Annotated in this window: 15 protein-coding genes and 1 tRNA gene; 1 reads left to right on the top strand and 15 read right to left on the bottom strand. The window is 61.2% G+C overall.

Annotation, left to right across the window (positions count from 1 at the left end; genetic code table 11):
* Window positions 1-3 precede the first annotated feature (3 nt).
* The 4 genes from ROG8370_RS01820 to ROG8370_RS01805 all read right to left on the bottom strand — a co-directional run bounded on the left by ROG8370_RS01820 (window position 4) and on the right by ROG8370_RS01805 (window position 3,424).
* Window positions 4-1,344: an efflux RND transporter periplasmic adaptor subunit gene (locus tag ROG8370_RS01820; protein WP_085825382.1), complete on the bottom strand. Its 1,341-nt coding sequence runs from the start codon at window positions 1,342-1,344 to the stop codon at window positions 4-6.
* 172 nt (window positions 1,345-1,516) lie between these two features.
* Entirely contained in the window at window positions 1,517-2,080 is a 564-nt protein-coding gene (locus ROG8370_RS01815; RefSeq protein WP_212580040.1) for a helix-turn-helix transcriptional regulator, read from the bottom strand.
* Window positions 2,081-2,357: 277 nt separating this feature from the next.
* Window positions 2,358-2,432: transfer RNA gene (locus tag ROG8370_RS01810), tRNA-Asn, on the bottom strand.
* A gap of 59 nt (window positions 2,433-2,491) precedes the next feature.
* The gene (locus ROG8370_RS01805) at window positions 2,492-3,424 is read right to left on the bottom strand and encodes an MBL fold metallo-hydrolase (RefSeq protein WP_085825380.1); all 933 of its coding nucleotides are present in this window, start codon (window positions 3,422-3,424) and stop codon (window positions 2,492-2,494) included.
* Between the two features lie 40 nt (window positions 3,425-3,464).
* Between ROG8370_RS01805 and ROG8370_RS01800 the strand changes: the two genes are divergently transcribed.
* Window positions 3,465-4,772, top strand: a complete 1,308-nt coding sequence (locus ROG8370_RS01800; protein WP_085825379.1) for an ATP-binding protein — start codon at window positions 3,465-3,467, stop codon at window positions 4,770-4,772.
* Window positions 4,773-4,825: 53 nt separating this feature from the next.
* Here the strand turns inward: ROG8370_RS01800 and ROG8370_RS01795 are convergent, their stop codons facing one another.
* From ROG8370_RS01795 to ROG8370_RS01745, 11 genes are all read right to left on the bottom strand, one after another.
* Window positions 4,826-6,349 carry a DEAD/DEAH box helicase gene (locus ROG8370_RS01795; RefSeq protein ID WP_085825378.1) on the bottom strand — a complete coding sequence of 508 codons (1,524 nt, stop codon included), beginning with the start codon at window positions 6,347-6,349 and terminating at the stop codon, window positions 4,826-4,828.
* Between the two features lie 198 nt (window positions 6,350-6,547).
* Window positions 6,548-7,516 carry a glycosyltransferase family 2 protein gene (locus tag ROG8370_RS01790; RefSeq protein WP_085825377.1) on the bottom strand — a complete coding sequence of 323 codons (969 nt, stop codon included), beginning with the start codon at window positions 7,514-7,516 and terminating at the stop codon, window positions 6,548-6,550.
* Between the two features lie 56 nt (window positions 7,517-7,572).
* Window positions 7,573-8,016: a MaoC family dehydratase gene (locus ROG8370_RS01785; protein WP_073198418.1), complete on the bottom strand. Its 444-nt coding sequence runs from the start codon at window positions 8,014-8,016 to the stop codon at window positions 7,573-7,575.
* Between the two features lie 112 nt (window positions 8,017-8,128).
* Window positions 8,129-9,001, bottom strand: coding sequence for a TIGR01459 family HAD-type hydrolase (locus tag ROG8370_RS01780; RefSeq protein ID WP_085825376.1), 873 nt, complete (start codon window positions 8,999-9,001; stop codon window positions 8,129-8,131).
* A gap of 168 nt (window positions 9,002-9,169) precedes the next feature.
* Window positions 9,170-9,658 carry a flavin reductase family protein gene (locus tag ROG8370_RS01775; RefSeq protein WP_085825375.1) on the bottom strand — a complete coding sequence of 163 codons (489 nt, stop codon included), beginning with the start codon at window positions 9,656-9,658 and terminating at the stop codon, window positions 9,170-9,172.
* Window positions 9,659-9,915: 257 nt separating this feature from the next.
* The gene (locus ROG8370_RS01770) at window positions 9,916-11,289 is read right to left on the bottom strand and encodes a TRAP transporter large permease (protein WP_085825374.1); all 1,374 of its coding nucleotides are present in this window, start codon (window positions 11,287-11,289) and stop codon (window positions 9,916-9,918) included.
* A complete protein-coding gene (locus tag ROG8370_RS01765; protein WP_085825373.1) occupies window positions 11,289-11,969 on the bottom strand; it encodes a TRAP transporter small permease in 681 nt (226 codons plus the stop codon). Before ROG8370_RS01765 ends, ROG8370_RS01770 begins: the two co-directional genes overlap by 1 nt.
* Before the next feature lie 113 nt (window positions 11,970-12,082).
* Window positions 12,083-13,084 (bottom strand): DctP family TRAP transporter solute-binding subunit, encoded by a 1,002-nt coding sequence (locus ROG8370_RS01760; RefSeq protein ID WP_085825372.1) that lies wholly within the window; start codon window positions 13,082-13,084, stop codon window positions 12,083-12,085.
* A gap of 251 nt (window positions 13,085-13,335) precedes the next feature.
* The gene (locus ROG8370_RS01755; RefSeq protein WP_085825371.1) at window positions 13,336-14,562 is read right to left on the bottom strand and encodes a sigma-54-dependent transcriptional regulator; all 1,227 of its coding nucleotides are present in this window, start codon (window positions 14,560-14,562) and stop codon (window positions 13,336-13,338) included.
* A complete protein-coding gene (locus ROG8370_RS01750) occupies window positions 14,559-16,337 on the bottom strand; it encodes a sensor histidine kinase (RefSeq protein ID WP_085825370.1) in 1,779 nt (592 codons plus the stop codon). Before ROG8370_RS01750 ends, ROG8370_RS01755 begins: the two co-directional genes overlap by 4 nt.
* Before the next feature lie 53 nt (window positions 16,338-16,390).
* A complete protein-coding gene (locus tag ROG8370_RS01745; protein ID WP_085825369.1) occupies window positions 16,391-16,945 on the bottom strand; it encodes a YqgE/AlgH family protein in 555 nt (184 codons plus the stop codon).
* Window positions 16,946-17,065: the final 120 nt, after the last annotated feature.

The raw sequence follows: 17,065 nt of genomic DNA, 5'->3' as shown, positions 1-17,065 counted from the left end.
CTCCTAAAAGCCGATCCTGATTCCGAGAAACCGTCGTTCGGCATCCTGTTGAATCTCATTGGTGATAACTTTCTCCCCGGGCTGCAGCTTGCCGTCCAGAATTGCAGTATGTGTGCGGTCATGCGCGCCAGTCTCGACCTCGACCGGGCGGGGCGTTCCGTTGCCATCGAGAAGCCATACAGCGGACCCTGGAGGATAGTTTTCAGATTGGGCGGACATGTTATCCGGTGAGAACTCGATCGCGGCGCGAGGGACTTTCACGAGTGGCTCGCTTTCCATGACCAGCAGGCGGATATTGGCAGTCATACCAGGAAGCAGGAGCTGTTCCGTGTTTTCAGTTCCGATTATGACCGTATAGGTCACGACATTCTGCACCACCTCCGGCGATTTCCTGACCAGTTTGACAGTTCCTTCGAACGCGCGATCCGGGAAGGCGTCCACCGTGAACTTGGCGGATTGTCCAAGCTTGACCTTGCCAATGTCTGTTTCGTCGATGCGGGCATGGATTTCCATCTCGATAAGGTCTTGCGCGATGGTGAAGAGTGTTGGTGCCTCAAGGCTTGCGGCCACGGTTTGACCTTGCGAAACATCTCTTCCAATAACAATGCCGTTGATCGGCGAGCGGATAACCGTTCGATCAAGCTCGATCTCGGCAAGATTCAGAAGTGCCTCTTTTTGAGGGATGTTAGCCTGAGCATTCACGAGATCGGCTTTCTGACGGCTGACATCAGCCTTGCCTACCTTAACCTTGATCGCATGGGCTTGCACAATCGCACGCGCTTCTTTTAGTTCAGCAGCCACGATCTTGTGTTCGAGTTCAGCGTCTTCGAATTCCTCTGTGGTGATCAGGTTGCGTGTTCTGAGAGTACGCTTGCGTTCCAGCGCGGCATTGGCCGCATCAAAGCGAGCCTGCGCGCCATCCAGACGCGCAGTGAGAACTTCGAGATTTGCGCGGGCGTCTTCAAGCTCCGCTTGAGCACGATTGAGTTCTGCCTCCTTCACAGCAACGCTTGCGCGGGCCATTTGCAAGGCGGCATTGGCTTCGGCGCTGCGCGCCTGGTACGTACCCGGATCAAGGCGCGCCACGGGTTGACCACTTGTAACAGGGTCGTTGAAGTCGACGAGCAGTTCGGCAATACGCCCCGACAATTGAGAACCCACTTCAACGGTCACGACGGCATTCAACGACCCTGTCGCGGTGACTGTTTCGCTGAGCGTTCCCTCAAGCACAGGGCTTGTCATATATGTGGTCTTGGTTTTCGGCCGACTCGAAAACTCGCGATAGCCTGCCGTCGCTATCGCGATAATTGAGAAGACGAACAGGATTTGAAGGATGATTTTCAAAACGTTACCACCAGCCTTTCCAATTTGTTGCGGTGATTTCCCACCAATTCTCACTTTTGGAATGCAGACACTTACTTTTTAAGAGCGAGAATAATTTACCTTGCGTTTGGTGACCTCTCCAAGATTTCTGAGATTTTGAGATGTATCGCTGCTATCAAGCGTTGGTGAAGGATTACAGTTTCTCCTGATTTAACAGGGCGATCAATTCACCCTGGCGATGCGTATCGGTTTTTTGAAAGATCGACCGCAGGTGACTGCGCCCCGTCCAGACGGAAATACAAAGCCGCTCAGAAGCCTCCTTTACGCTCATCCCCCGCGCCAGAAAGTCGGCAAAATCCGCCTCGGTTGCGGTTAGCCCTAAGCTATGTCGCATGCGCGACTTGCGAGATATGAGTGGGCTGGACACTTCGCGCACGGCAAGGATGAACCGTGCCCCTCCGATCAACTCGCCCAATTCGCGCGGTAAAAGCAATGCTTCGACAAGCATCGATCTTCCGTCCTTTGTCCTCGCGATGGCGGGAGGAGGCAGCAGGGGCGGGATATCACTGTTGCACTCCCGGCATGCTTTCAGCATCGTGTCGATTTTCTCGTCAAGGAGCCGTTGACCGGTGGTGATCCTTTGGCAGGATATACGCAAATCTATCGAAGTTTTGGGATGTCCTGGCGGATCAATGCGGATGAACTTGCCATCTGAATCGAGAGCGATCATCAAATTGCGTTCATCCTGAAAAAACAAGACTGCCTTCTCCCCCAAAAGCAACTGGGCCTCATTAACTGAACTCCCTCAATGCCTAGACTCCACAATGGATGGTTAGCTCTGGGCGCTCATTGATATTTGTCAACGGAGGCGGAGCGCAAGCCGTGTCCCGCTTTCAAATTTCCAAAGTCCGTTACCCACCGAACTTCCGCAGTTAAGGTAAATGATCGGTGCCAAAACATAATAACAAGTTCTAAAAACGCAGAAAGCCCGCCGAAGCGGGCTCTGCGTAGCTATCTGATCTTGCGGTATATTTTGGCTCCGGCGGTAGGGATCGAACCTACGACCAATTGATTAACAGTCAACTGCTCTACCGCTGAGCTACGCCGGAACACGCTGGCCGTATAGCAATCAGATTTCGCGAGGTCCAGAGGGATTGTGACAAAAACTTCACCTTGGCGCATCATTCTTTGCCGGGCGGGCGAAATGGCTGTTGGCATGCAGGGGACCCTGCGGGAAAACCCGGGATTTTTGCATAAGATCAATCAGATGGGCCAGAACGTTTCGGGCGGCGGCGGGCATGAGCTTGGCCGGAGTGTCGGTATAGATTTCGCGGGCGATTTGCGTGGCCGTGCGCGGACCGGCGGCAAGCGCTTCGAGAATCGCGGCTTCGCGCCCAAGGCGGTGGCCGATCAGCCAGTCAAGCCGCGTAGCGGGGGCGTCAATCGGGGCGCCGTGGCCGGGCAGGTGGCGGCGCGCGCAAAGCGCATGGAGCCGCGCGCAGGAGGCCATGAAATGCGTGAGATCGCCGTCGGGGGGCGAGACCAGCGAGCTTGCCCAACCCATCACCAGATCGCCGCTAAAGACGCTGTCGCCGCTTTCAAAGCACAGGTGATTGCCAAAATGCCCCGGTGTCCAATGCGCCTTGATCTGCCAGCCGTCGCCGGTCACCACCTGACCATCAACAAGCGCGATGTCGGGGGTGAACCCGTGATCGACACCTTCACCACCGCCGATCTCGCCAGTCTCGGTAAGGGCGGTCATCACCGGGCTGCGGCCCGCGCGCGCATCGCCGTAGGCCAGTACGGGCGCGCCGGTCTCGCCAGCGAGACGCGCGGCGAGGGGCGAATGATCAAGATGCGAATGGGTCACGAAGATGTGGCTTATCCTCTGGCCCGGCCCGAGCGCGCCGAGGATCGCCGCAAGATGCGCGCAATCGTCCGGTCCGGGGTCAATCACCGCCAGATCGCGCGCCCCCAGAAGATAGGTATTCGTCCCCCAGAACGTCATCGGCGAGGGGTTGGGTGCCAGAATGCGGCGCACATCCCGACCAATCGTCTCGGGGTGGCCGAATGGCGGCCTTTCGCCTTGGGGGAGGTGCATGGCTCTTCCTTCTCTGTGCGCCGGAGTCTAGGTTTAGGCCATGTCTTTTCGCTGGATCAAACCCTATATGCCCCGAAGCCTGTATGGGCGGGCAACGCTGATCCTGCTTTTGCCGGTGATCACGCTGTTGCTTGTTGTTTCGGTCGTGTTCATTCAACGCCATTTCGAGGGTGTGACGCAACAGATGACCCAGACGGTCAGCCGCGAAATCGTCGCGGTGCTTGGCGAAGGCAGCCGCCCGCCCGAGGCGCTCGTCGGTCAACCGCTGGCCGAGACGCTTGATATCGAGGTGAACGTCCTGCCCCAGGCGGATATCCCGGCGTCCGACACCCGCCGCTGGTTCGACTTTTCCGGGATCGTGGTCACACGCGAATTGAAAAAGGTGTTTCTTGATCTTCAGGTGGTCGACCTGCCGAATGATGACCTGGTGCGCTTGTATTTTCTGCGCGACGGGCAGGGGGTGGAGATGCAGTTTGACCGGCGCCGGGTGTCGGCGCGCCAACCGCATCAATTGCTTGTAAACATGGTTTTTTTTGGCGCTCTGATGACGGTTATTTCCTATTTCTACCTGCGCAATCAGCTGCGTCCGATCACCCGGCTGGCGCAGGCCGCCGAGGCCTTTGGGCGCGGGCGCCATGTGCCCTATCGTCCGGCCGGAGCGGTCGAGGTGCGCGCGGCGGGGGGCGCGTTTCTGGACATGCGCGCCCGGATTGAGCGCCAGATCGAACAGCGCACGCTGATGCTCTCAGGGGTCAGTCACGACTTGCGCACACCGCTGACGCGGCTGCGGCTTGGGTTGGCGATGCTGGACGAGGACGAGGCCGAGCCGATGCTGCGCGATGTCGAGGATATGCAGCGGCTTCTGGACGGGTTTCTGGCCTTTGCGCGTGGCGCTCAGGAGGGCGAGGCAGAGCCGGTCGACCCGATTGCCCTTGTCCGACAGATCGTCGAGGACGCGCAGCGCAGCGAGGTCAACGTGACCCTCACCAAGACCAGCGGCGAGGGCGAGATCAGCCTTCGCAGCGGCAGCATTCGGCGCGCGGTCGAGAACCTGATCAACAACGCCGTCCGCTATGGAAGCCGCGCCGAGGTTTCGGTTGTGCTGACTGAAAAATCGCTGCGCATCCGGGTCGAGGATGACGGGCCCGGTATTGCCGCCGAGAACCGCGACGAGGCGGTAAAGCCGTTTACCCGGCTGGAACCCGCGCGCAACCAAAACCGTGGCACCGGGGTGGGGCTTGGCCTGTCCATCGTGCTTGACGTGGCACGCGCCCATGGTGGCACGCTTCGCCTTGGGCAAAGCGACCGCCTTGGCGGATTGCAGGCCGATATCGTGATTGCCCGTTAGGAAAAACGGGGAGGGGCTTGCCAGCCCCTTCAGGCTGGCCCGCAGGAGACCTTCTAGCGGGTGCGCCGCTCGTCAAAGCTCAGCGCGATGAAGCCGGGCAGATGGTCACCCATGCCCTTGACCTTGCCGCCGCTTTGATCCTGACGTCCGCGATCAGATCCGCCGCCGCCGCCCCGGCGCGAGGAGCGCTCTTTGCGCTCTGGCTTGGGGGCGGTGTGCTGCGGCTCCGGTGTTGCCTCTTGGGTGGCAACGGGGGCCGACTCAGCGGTCTCTTGCGGTTTTGCTGTCTCTTCGGCCTTGGCCACAGGCGCGTCGGGCTTTTGCTCTTCGGACTTTTTCGAGCGGCGGCTTACGCGCGGTTTGGCGGCTTTTTTCTCGGGCGCGGGGGCAGGGGCGGTTTCGGCCTCTGCCTCGGGTGCGGCGCCCGACTGAAGCGGGTTATCGACGCGCGGAATCGGCTTTTGCAACAGATCCTCGATCGCGGCGAGGTTCTTTTCGTCGCGCGGGATGCAGATCATGAGCGCCTTGCCGTCACGTCCGGCGCGCCCCGTGCGACCGATTCGGTGCACGTAGTCCTCGGCATGGCTCGGCACATCGAAGTTGAACACATGGCTCACGGCGGGCACATCAAGGCCACGCGCCGCCACGTCCGAGGCAATCAGGAACCGCAGATCGCCGGCGCGAAAGCCGTCAAGCGTGCGGGTGCGTTGGCTCTGATCCAGATCGCCGTGAATCGGCGCCGCGTCATAGCCGTATTTGGTCAGCGATTTGGCAACGATATCCACGTCGACCTTGCGGTTGCAGAACACGATGGCGTTGGTGCACTTGTCACCCTCACGCTCGATCAGCGCCCGCAACAGGTTGCGTTTCTCACTGGCTTCGCGGTCGCGCCGCGAGGCCTTGAGCATGACAACGCCCTGCTCGATTGTCTCCGAGGCGGTGGCCTGTCGGGCGACTTCGACGCGCTCGGGCGCGGAGAGGAAGGTATTGGTGATGCGCTCGATCTCGGGCGCCATCGTGGCCGAGAAAAACAGCGTCTGGCGGGTAAAGGGCGTTAGGCTGAAGATGCGTTCGATATCGGGGATAAAGCCCATGTCAAGCATGCGATCGGCCTCGTCCACGACCATGATCTGAACCCCGGTCAGCAACAGCTTGCCGCGCTCGAAATGGTCCAGAAGGCGACCGGGAGTGGCGATCAGAACGTCCACGCCCTTGTCGATCAGCTTGTCCTGTTCCTTGAACGACACGCCGCCAATCAGCAGCGCCTTGGTCAGTTTCAGGTACTTGGAATAGGTATCAAAATTCTCGGCCACCTGTGCGGCCAACTCTCGCGTCGGGCAGAGCACGAGGCTGCGCGGCATGCGCGCGCGCGCACGTCCACGCGACAAAAGCGACAGCATCGGCAGCGTGAAGCTTGCGGTCTTTCCGGTGCCGGTCTGGGCGATGCCCAAGACGTCGCGCCCTTCCAGGGCGGGGGGGATCGCCGCCGCCTGAATGGGGGTCGGGGTTTCATATCCGGCGTCCTCGACAGCTTTGAGGACTTTGGGATTAAGATTCAGATCTGAGAATTTGGTCATGGGTATCCGCGATTTACGGACACAATCATGGCCCGTACGTATGATACCGGATCGGGCCCCTCTTGGGCCTGTGGTTCTCCACATGGGTGATCCGGTGGCTTGCACTTACCTGAATATAGGGGGGCTGGTCAATGGAGTGCGCGGAAGCGATGACAATGCGCCCGTCCACGCCGATGATTGTACCCAAAATGGCAACAATTAGCGGTGTTGGGGGAAATGCAGAGCGCGTTTGCGGTCAAGATCGAGGGCCACTTTATGCAGATGGCCGCGCTCTTGCAATCGCGCGCGCAGGGCCGGTGTGGCGGTGCAAACCTCGTCAAAGAACCGTCGTAGGGCTGTCTCGCCGCCATCCTCCTCAAGCATCGAGAACAGCGCATGCATGTTCAGCCCGACACCATCGGCCATTGGCGCGGGCTTTAGCCCTTCGCGGTAAGAGCCGTGCCGGAGCCGATAGGCAAAGGCCGATTGCCACCGCTCCCAGCTTGGGGCATGCAGATGACAGAGCCGCGTCTGCGAAAGCTCGACCGGTGTGTCATCCATCACCTTGTCGACAAAGGCGTTGTGAATCCGCAGGCTTATGTTCTCAAGCCCGGTACGCACAAAGACCTTACCCGCAACATGGCTGACAAATCCGCCATTAAGGTGTGGGCCGAAGGTTGGATAGATCGCATTGGTGTCCTCGCGACGCCGTCCCTGAAATCGAGCGCAGGATTTGAACCATTTCTGCCCCTCGGGCGGGGGATCGGTTGGGTCAGGTGCCAGGGCCTCGATCGGGCGCGCCCGTGCGCTTAGGGTCCCGGCGGGCAGGGCGGCCAGTTGCGCCGGAAGCGGGGTTTGAGGTGACAGAAACTCGTCGACATCTATATGGGCCAGCCAATCCACCTGCGGGCGTTTGTTCAGGCAGTGGGTGGCGTTCAGGCTCTGGCGGGGCTGATGGGCATCGGGGCGGCCATTGCGGCGGCGCCGACGCCAATAGCCCTCGTCGCACAGAACCGCCCGGCATTTGGGATGCGCGCGCAGGGCGGCCTCGGCTTCGTCATTCGGGGCATCAAGATAGACGTGAACGCGATGCGCACCCAGATCAAGGTGATAGGCGGCAAAGTTCAATATATCGCGGGCAGGCGCCTTGACGGTCGCCACAACGCCCCATGTGGGAGTGTCACTCATGGCCGCAGAATGCGGTCACACCAAGGGCGGCGCAAGAGGCAAAGAGCGCGCGCGCCTTAGTCGAACTTGCGCGAGGGCGCCAGAACGGTGGCTTCGCCGATCAGAACCTTCTTGCCATTCACCAGGCAGCGGCAATCAAGCTGAACCCGGCGCTTGCCGTGGTCAATCGCGATCACCTCGACCTCGGCATGAACCATGTCGCCGGGGCGCACAGGCGCAAGAAACTTGAGGCTTTGCCCCATGTAGACGGTGCCGTGACCGGGCAGTTGCTCGCCGATCACCGCCGAAATCAGCCCGGCGGTCAGCATGCCATGGGCAATGCGACCTTCAAAGATCGTGTCGCGGGCATAATCATCATCAAGATGCACCGGATTGCGGTCGGTCGAAACCTCGGCGAACATCTCGATGTCGCGGTCGGTGACAACTTTGCGCAGATGGCGCGTCATGCCCATTTCAATGTCTTCGATACAGATCGTGCCGCGTGGCATATTATCCAACATGCGCCCCTCCGGGTGGTGTGTTGCGTGGTTCGGTGCGTAATATTAAGGCGTAAAAAGTGCCTGTATTGGAATTTTATTACTTCGCAGCCGCAGCAAAATCAAGCCCTTTCTGTCACCGCAGAAACCCGATGGCATAGCTTGGTGATGAGTTTTCCTTTTCAAGGTAAGCGCTTAGGGCCTCTGGTTCGGGCTGCTGCGACGTTTTTGTTTCCTGCGCCGCAAGGCCGCCACTGATGAAAAGAGAATCAATATCCTCGCCCATGGCCCCGGCGATATCGGTCAGAACCCCGTCGCCAATCGCCAGAATGCGCGCGTCCTCGACGTCGCGGCCAAGCTCTGCAAGGCGGCGGCGGGCAAGATCATAGATCGGCGGGTGCGGCTTGCCGAAATAGAGGCTCTCGCCGCCCATTTCCATATAAAGCCGGGCCAGGGCGCCGGCACACCACTCGCGGCTTTCGCCGCGATCCACCACGATATCGGGATTGGCGCAGAGAAATTTCATGCCCTTTTGCTTGGCATAAAGGAACTCGGGCCGCATCACCGAGGGGTCGGCGGTGGGATCGAACGGGCCGGCACAGACGATGCCCTCGGCCTCGTCCAGCGGCACGCGCCGGATATCGGCGGGGTTTTCGATCAGGTGCAGCGGCTCGAAGAACTTGGTATCGCGATCCTCGCCGATGAAGAACACCTTTTCGCCGACCACACCGCGAAACATCGCGGCGCGCGCGCTGTCGCCCGAGGTGGCGATGGTATCCCAGGCATCCTCGGGCACGCCGAAGCCGACCAGCTGTTTTTCGACGCCGTGACGGGCGCGCGGCGAATTGGTCACCAGAACCACGGCGCCGCCGCTTGCGCGATAGGCCTGAAGCGCCGCCACGGCGGCGGGCAGGGCGCGCACCCCGTCATGCACACAGCCCCAAAGATCGACGAACAAGGCGTCGTAATTCGCGGCGATATCGGAAAGGGAGGTGATGATCCTGGTCATGGGCGCGCTCCGGCTTGGCAAATGTCGCGCGAGATATGGCAGGCGCAGCCCGGTTTGGCCAGCACTGGAGATTTGAGTATTTGGACCAAGAAGAAGGGCAGGGCGCGCTTAAAGCATGTTGCTCAAAAGTGGGAGCCGGTTTTGAGCTTCTCGAACACGCGACATGCTCTAGCTCTCGTGGGGGCGCACGATATGATAGCTGCCGCTGAGGTAGGTCAGCGGCTTTTCCCCGGCATTTGCCAGATCCAGCACGCTGCCGATGCAGATCGCGTGGCTGCCGTGGATCATCTGGTCGTTGAGCGCACAGGAAAAGGCGGTGGCGCGGGGCAGGATCGGACCCTGGTCGCTATGGGTGACTGCGAGGCCGCAAAACCGGTCGCTGGGGGTGTCCGGCGAGGGGCCGGCAAAGGCCTGAGCCACGTCGACGGCATCTTCGGGCAGGACATTGACGCAGAAGGCCCGGTTTTCGATGACGGCGCGCGCGATCCGGCTATCGGAGCGCAGGCAGACCAGAACCGAGGGCGGATCGGCGGTGAGCGAGGTAAAGGCGCTGACCGTGGCGCCGACGCGCCCGGCGGGGCCATCGGTGGTGACAACCGTGACCGTGGCCGCAACCTGGCGCATGGCGGCGAGAAAGACGTCGCGATCAACGCTCATGGCTGGTGCCTTTGGGGCTTTTTGGTCACGCGGCTGTCTCCTGTCCGGGATGGGCGGGGCTTATGGTTATCGGCGAAATGTGGCGCGGTAAAGGATTTCCCGCTCTGGCGGCATGTAGCGCGGGCCGGGCGCGGTTTCAAACCCTGCCCTCGGGTTATTTTGAAATGAGCGCGGTCGCCGGGATTTGAAAAGAAAAACACCACGCAAGCCGGGGCCTGCGTGGTGCGGTTTTTGTCATAGCGTCCGAGGGAGCGGCGCTAGTTGGTGATGATTTCGGGACCCATGAAGGTATTGGGCAGGAACGTCGAAATCCATGGCACATAGGTCACGATGATCAGGAACACGAAGAGCACCGCAAGGAAGGGCAGCGCCGCGCGCACCACCGCCATCATCGGCATCCCCGCCACACCCGAGGTGACGAAGAGGTTGAGGCCGACCGGCGGGGTGATCATGCCGATTTCCATGTTCACCACCATGATGATGCCAAGGTGGATCGGGTCGATGCCCAGCTCCATCGCGATCGGAAACACCAGCGGCGCCACGATCACCAGAAGGCCCGAGGGCTCCATGAACTGACCACCGATCAGCAGGATCACGTTGACCATCACCAGGAACATCACCGGGCCAAAGCCCGCGCTCAGCATGGCGTTGGCGATGCTTTGCGGGATCTGTTCGTCGGTCAGAACGTGCTTGAGGATCAGCGCGTTGGCGATCACGAAAAGCAGTGTGACCGTCAGCTTGCCCGCGTCCAGCAGGGTCTTTTTCGTATCCGGATGCACAAAGGCCGTCAGAAGCGCCTGTGGCTTGCGCATCAGGCTGATCGAGGTGCCATCCGAGGCCGAGAGTGGGCCCATGTCCTTATAGACGAAACAGGCGATGAAGAAGGAATAGACCGCCGCGACCGCCGCCGCCTCTGTGGGGGTGAAGATACCGCCATAAATGCCGCCAAGGATGATCACGATCAGGAACAGGCCCCAGCCGGCCTCGCGCCCCGATGTCCAGACCTCGCCCCAGCCTTTCCACTCGCCCTGGGGCAGGCCCTTGATCTTGGCGATGGCATAGATGGTGATCATCAGCATGGAGCCGGCCATGAGGCCCGGAATGACGCCGGCCAGGAACATCCGACCCACCGACACATCGACCGAGGCGGCATAGACCACCATCACGATAGAGGGCGGAATGAGGATGCCGAGCGTGCCCGCGTTACAGATCACGCCGGCGGCGAATTCCTTGGTATAGCCAACCTGACGCATGCCCGCGATCACGATAGAGCCGATGGCGACCACGGTGGCGGGTGAACTGCCCGAGAGGGCGGCAAACAGCATGCAGGCAAAGACGCCCGCAATCGCCAGACCGCCCGGAAGATGCCCGACGCAGGCGATTGAGAAGCGGATGATCCGCTGTGCGACGCCGCCGGTGGTCATGAAGCTTGAGGCGAGGATGAAGAACGGGATCGCCAGCAGGGTATAGTGGCCGACAAAGGCCTCAAGCAGGGTGCCCGCGACCGAGGCCAGCGAACTGTCGGAATAGATCAGCAGGAACAGCGTCGAGCTGAGGCCGAGCGAAATGGCGATGGGCACACCGATCAAAAGCAGGGTGACGACCATCGTAAAGAGCAAAAGCACGTCCATTATCGTGTTCCTTCCTGGCTATCGTGCTCATGGCTGGCGCGAATTTCGTCTAGTTCGTCTTCGACCTCGTGAGAGGCGACAAGGCGGTCAACCTCGCCTTTCCAGACCTGCACGGCGACCTGCGAAAACCGCATCACCAACAGGAATGCCGAAATCGGCAGCACGATATAGGGCACGACCTTGGGCAGCTTTTCATAGCTGTCGCCATAGTTGATCATGTCTTCGAGAAAGCGGAACACCCCAAGCATTGGCACGTCCTGCACTTCGTAAAAGCTCTGGCTGCGGGCGCTCATGTCAAACCCGGTCGGGAACCAGCGCCCCGAGGTCGGCGGAAGATCGGCGAAGACCGCCCAGTAATCATAGGCACCCTTCAAAAGCAGCAGCGAGAATATCAGGCAGGCCCCGACAGAGATCAGCGCCAACACGCGCCGCACCGGCGGCGGGGTCATGTTCAGAACCGCATCCACCCCGAGGTGGGCGTGTTTCTTGACCGCATAGGAGGCGCCCAGCAAAACCAGCCAGCCGAACATGAACACGGTCAATTCCAGTGCCCAGAGGATATTTGCATTGAAGATATATCGCGCAACCACGTTGGCGAATGTGACCACGGTCATTAGCCCAAGAAGGGTGGCAATGACCGATTCCTCGATGTTGTCGATTAGCCCGGTTTTGTGCTTCATCGTCCCGTTTCCCAGATTTTATTGCTATTTCTTACACTTCGGGCGGGTCTTTTGAACCCGCCCGATGCTGACACAGACCTTTGTTGCCAAGGGCCGTACTGGTTAAACCCGTGTTACGAGTTCGAGTTTGACGCGACGGCCGCGTCGATGTTTTCCTGGCCCACGTCGCCTTTGAACTGGTCCCAGACCGGGTTCATGACTTCAACCCATTTGGCACGCTGTTCGGGGGTCAGCTGACGGACAACACCACCGGCATTGATGATCGCCTGCTTGGCTTCGGCGTTGACCTTGCTCGATTCCGCGTTGCGGGTCTCGGTGACTTCCTTGACGATTGTCTGGAATTGCTCGCGCACGGCCGGATCAAGGCTGTCGAGCCAATCAACGCTGGTCACCAGAAGATAGTCGATGATGCCGTGGTTGGTTTCGGTCGTGCCGTCCTGAACCTCGAAGAACTTCTTGCCGTAGATGTTGGACCAGGTGTTTTCCTGACCATCGACAACGCCCTGTTGCAGCGCGCCGTAAACCTCAGAGAAGGCCATCTTCTGGGGGCTGCCACCGATGGCGGCCATTTGCGCAACCAGAACATCCGACGACTGAACGCGGAACTTGAGGCCATTGGCATCCGACGGCTCGAGCAGCGGCACGTTGGCCGACATCTGCTTCATGCCGTTGTGCCAATAGGCAAGGCCCTGAAGGCCGCGGCGCTGCATGCTGTCAAGCATGCCCTGGCCGGTTTCAGAGGCCTGAAAGCTGTCGACCGCGTTCACGTCCGAGAACAGGAACGGAAGGTCGAACAGGCGGAATTGCTTGGTGAACTTTTCGAATTTCGACAGCGACGGCGCGGCGAGTTGCACATCGCCCTGCAGCATGGCCTCAAGCACCTTGTCGTCATTATAGAGGGTCGAGTTCGGGAACACCTCAAGGCACATGGTGCCGTTCATCTCTTCGTTGATACGCTTTTCAAGCAGCGAGGCGGCAATGCCCTTGGGGTGCTTGTCGGTGTTGGTCACATGGCTGAACTTGACGACGATTTCACCATCATCGCAGGCGGCCATTGCAGTGTTGGCACCAACGGTCAGGGCCAGTGCCGAGACGGCAGCGGTCAAAAATTTCATTCGGGTCTCCTCCCATTTTGAGACGTGTCTACGCAGCACCCAGAGGGGCGCGGTGAGCACATCGTGAGAGAAACGGCGCGTGGCCTCAAGTAAATGTCATGAAAATGCGCAATACGCGGTATTTTTAATCTTTTTCAGAAGGTTACAGTTCAAGGGTGATGTGACATTACGCCGCTTCCGTGCGCGCTGTGCGGAAATCCGCACGCGGCACCGTGGTATTGTGCGGTTTTTCGCACAGATCGCGGTGGGGATCAGCGGCGGTAATCCTCGGGGCGAATCCCATAGCGCGCGAGCTTGTCGTAAAGCGTCTTGCGCGGCAGCCTGAGCGCCTTTGCCGCCTCTGACGCACGCCCGTTCTGCCGCCCGAGGGCCGCGATCAGCAAGGACCGCTCGACCCGCGCCATCTGATCTGCAAGGCCAAGATCGGCGGCCTCGGCATGATCCGGCATGCCAAGCACAAAGCGCATCGCCGCCGACATCAGCGAGCGCGCATTGCCCGGCCAGTCCTGCGCCATCAGCGCCGCAAGGCGATCGGGGCCAACCTCGGGCGGGGTCAGCCCGGCCTGCTCGGCGGCCTGCGCCACGTACTGGCGAAACAGCACCGGGATATCCTCGGGGCGCTCAGAGAGGGCCGGGATACGCACGCGCATCACCTCAAGCCGGTAATAGAGGTCGCCGTTAAAGCGCCCGGCCTCGACCGCGGCGGACAGATCGGCGGTGCTGCCGGCAATCAGGCGCGCGCTGTCGCCGTCCTCCAGACGCTCAAGCAGGGCATATTGCGCCTCGGCGGGCAGGGCGCTTATTTCATCAAGGAAAAGAGTGCCGCCCGAGGCCGATTGAAACCCCGCATCAAGCGCGCCGGGATCAAGCGTCGCGGCGGCGCGTTTGATATAGGGCCCACCGGCGCCCTGCGACATGTGGTGGATCACCTCGGCCACCTTCGACACACCCGCACCTGCCGGGCCGGTGACCAGCACTTCGGTGCCCGCGCGCGCCGCCTGGCGTACCCGCGCGCGCAGTTCTTCGGCAAGCTCTGAGGTGCCAAACAGCATCCGCGCCGCCGGATCGCCGGTTTCAAGCTGCGCCTTGAGGCGGCGGTTCTCAAGCACCAGAGCGCGGTTTTTCATGGCCCGTTCCAGCACCGGGATAAGAGCATCGGGCGCACAGGGCTTTTCGAGGAAATCGAACGCCCCTTGGCCCATCGCCTTGACCGCCATCGGAATATCGCCCTCGCCGGTCAGCAGGATCACCGGTAATTCGTCGTCAAGCGCGCGGGTATGGGCCAAAAGGTGAAACCCGTCGCGCCCCGGCATGCGGATATCGGACAGGATCACGCCCTCGAACTCGGGCGTGATATGATCCTTGGCCTCGATGAACGAGCCCGCCGCGCGCACGTTGTAATTGGCAAGCTCAAGCGTCTGCGCAAGCGCCTCGCGCACCGGGCGGTCATCATCCACCACCAGAACAGTCCGGATCATGCGGCCCCCTCTCTTTGCTCTGCGGGCCGGGCGGTTTCGGCCCACGGGTCAAGCTCGACGGTGAATTCAGCGCCGCTGCCGGTATTGGCGCCGGTGATCTTGCCGCCAAAGCTCTGCACAAGCCCGTAGGATATCGACAGCCCAAGCCCCATGCCGTCGCCCGCGCCGACAAGCTTGGTGGAATAGAACGGATCGAAAATCTTTTCCGGCTCTTCGATGCCGGGGCCGGTATCGCGCAGGCGCACGGTGACCGGCGCGCCGCCCTCGACCGCGATCTCAAGGCGCTTGGTGTCGCTGTCGGTCATCGCATCGGCGGCGTTGGTGATCAGGTTGATCATCACCTGCCCAAGCCGCACTTCGCCGCCGCGCACCCAGACCGGGGCAGGCGGGGCCTGCCAGGCGACGTCGACGCCATCGCCGCGCAGCCGCTCGCCGGTCATCTCAAGCGCGCTCTCGATCACTTGCATGATGTCGACCTGGCCCATCGGTTCGTTTTCGTTGCGCACAAAGGCGCGCAGGTTGCGGATGATCCGGCTCATGCGGTGGGCCATTTCGTCAATCCGACCAAGGTTTTCGGCGGCTTTCTCTGGCTCTTGGCGTTTCAGGAAGGCGCCGCCGTTGGCCGCGAACTGACGGATCGCCATCAAGGGCTGGTTCAGCTCGTGGCTGATGCCGGCGCTCATCTGGCCAAGCGCACGCAGCTTTCCCGCCTGCACAAGCTCGGCCTGGGCGCGCTTGAGGGCGGCCTCGGCCTCTTGGCGTTCGCGCACTTCGCGGCGCAGGGCAAGGTTGGTCTGGGTCAGGGTCGCGGTGCGCTCGGCCACGCGGCCCTCTAGCTGGGCATTGGCGCGCGCAAGGCTGCGCCGCCGCTCCTGGGTCAGGACAAGCAAGGCGCCAAAGAACAACAGCCCCCCGGCCACCGCGCCGGCCTGAAGCGCGGCGATCTGGCGGGCCGGGGCCACATCGACAAGCGCCACCCCGGTCATGCCGATGCGCGGCAGATCCTGGCCAAGTTGCAGCGCGCGTTTGGGAAGATAGGGGCCGAGGTCGACCTGCCAGATGTCATGCGGGCCAACGCTCTGGCGGGCAAAGCCGACCGGTGCCCCCTCGGGCGGGATCAACAGGTCATCATTCCGCACCCCGCGCCAGCCAAGCAATTCAGAGCGGTTCGACATGAAGACCCGGCCATCGTCATCCACCAGAAACACCGCCGTCTGTGACCCGCGCCAGCCGAATTCGACATTCTCGGCGTCGGCCAGGACCACGAGCGCGCCCTGAACCTTGCCATTGCTGGCAAAAGACGGGGCCGCGAATTGAAACACCCGCCGCTTGGCCGCCCCCTCAAGCCCATGCGCGGTGCCAAGCGCGCCATCCATCGCGCGGGTGAAATACTGCGAGCGGGCAAGACCTTCGGGCGCGCGCGCCTGTGAGCCGGCAAGCACATCGCCCATGGCATCGACATAAAACAGCGCCGTGGCGCCGGTCCGGTCGGCGGCGGCCACCAAAAGACGGCGCGCCGCGTCCTGTTGATGCGGGGTGGCGGGGGCGCTCAGCGCGGTCAGGGTCGGATGTTCGGCCAAAGCGACCGCCTGATCGCGGTAGCGTTGCAGATCAGACACCAGCCCGCCGAGCACCAAAGACATATCCGCCGTGCCGCGCCGTTCAAGCTGATCCAGCGCCTGACGATAGCCATAATGCCAGACCGTGCCGCCGATCAGGGCGACGACAAGCACGAAAGGCACGATGATCAGGGTCAGGGGCGGTATGCGCGACATGGGGGTCAATCTATCAGCGCCGCCCCGCAGTTGGAAAGCGCCAAAGCGCGGCCTCAGGCCCGCCCGGCATCAGAGGACAGCATCAGCGGTGACACCCCGAGGCGCGCCAGCGCGGCCTCCCATTTGTCGGGATCGGGGACATCAAACACCAGCTCATGATCCGCGTCACAGGTCAGCCAGCCGTTTTGCGCCAGCTCGGCCTCAAGCTGCCCCGGCCCCCAACCGGCATAGCCGAGCGCCAAAAGCGCCTTGGCCGGGCCGCGCCCGTCGGCTAGGTCCTCAAGGATATCAAGCGTTGCCGTCATGGCGAAATCACCGTTCACGTTCAGCGTCGAGATCGCCGAGTTATAGCCGCGCTCATGCAGGACAAACCCGCGGCCATGTTCCACCGGTCCGCCAAAATAAACCGGCAGTTCGCGCGCGTCCGGGCCGATCGTGATCGAAAGCTGTTCAAACAGATCGCGCGCCTTCAAATCCGACGTCGGCTTGTTGACGATAAGCCCCATCGAGCCCTCGGGCGAATGCGCGCACAGGAAGACAACCGCATTGCCAAAGCGCGTATCGGTCATGCCGGGCATGGCAATCAACATTTTTCCGGTCAGGTCCATATCTTGGGTCAAATGGGATACCTCTTTGTCTTTACACAAGAATGGGCATCATGGGGCCGCTCTGCAAGCGCGGCATTAACGTCACGCTAACAATTCTCTCCGGAAAGTGAGTTGGCATTC

The organism is Roseovarius gaetbuli, assembly GCF_900172365.1.
Lineage (GTDB): Bacteria > Pseudomonadota > Alphaproteobacteria > Rhodobacterales > Rhodobacteraceae > Roseovarius > Roseovarius gaetbuli.
Note: the sequence above shows the minus strand (reverse complement) of the source record. Positions and strands in the feature narration are given on the sequence as shown.

Bases quoted from the DNA above. Each gene is read 5' to 3' on its own strand.
- ROG8370_RS01795 (WP_085825378.1), bottom strand. From the start codon at position 6,349: ATGACCAAATTCTCAGATCTGAATCTTAATCCCAAAGTCCTCAAAGCT.
- ROG8370_RS01805 (WP_085825380.1), bottom strand. From the start codon at position 3,424: ATGCACCTCCCCCAAGGCGAAAGGCCGCCATTCGGCCACCCCGAGACG.
- ROG8370_RS01755 (WP_085825371.1), bottom strand. From the start codon at position 14,562: ATGATCCGGACTGTTCTGGTGGTGGATGATGACCGCCCGGTGCGCGAG.
- ROG8370_RS01770 (WP_085825374.1), bottom strand. From the start codon at position 11,289: ATGGACGTGCTTTTGCTCTTTACGATGGTCGTCACCCTGCTTTTGATC.
- ROG8370_RS01800 (WP_085825379.1), top strand. From the start codon at position 3,465: ATGTCTTTTCGCTGGATCAAACCCTATATGCCCCGAAGCCTGTATGGG.
- ROG8370_RS01765 (WP_085825373.1), bottom strand. From the start codon at position 11,969: ATGAAGCACAAAACCGGGCTAATCGACAACATCGAGGAATCGGTCATT.
- ROG8370_RS01785 (WP_073198418.1), bottom strand. From the start codon at position 8,016: ATGTTGGATAATATGCCACGCGGCACGATCTGTATCGAAGACATTGAA.
- ROG8370_RS01760 (WP_085825372.1), bottom strand. From the start codon at position 13,084: ATGAAATTTTTGACCGCTGCCGTCTCGGCACTGGCCCTGACCGTTGGT.
- ROG8370_RS01750 (WP_085825370.1), bottom strand. From the start codon at position 16,337: ATGTCGCGCATACCGCCCCTGACCCTGATCATCGTGCCTTTCGTGCTT.
- ROG8370_RS01780 (WP_085825376.1), bottom strand. From the start codon at position 9,001: ATGACCAGGATCATCACCTCCCTTTCCGATATCGCCGCGAATTACGAC.
- ROG8370_RS01745 (WP_085825369.1), bottom strand. From the start codon at position 16,945: ATGGACCTGACCGGAAAAATGTTGATTGCCATGCCCGGCATGACCGAT.
- ROG8370_RS01775 (WP_085825375.1), bottom strand. From the start codon at position 9,658: ATGAGCGTTGATCGCGACGTCTTTCTCGCCGCCATGCGCCAGGTTGCG.
- ROG8370_RS01790 (WP_085825377.1), bottom strand. From the start codon at position 7,516: ATGAGTGACACTCCCACATGGGGCGTTGTGGCGACCGTCAAGGCGCCT.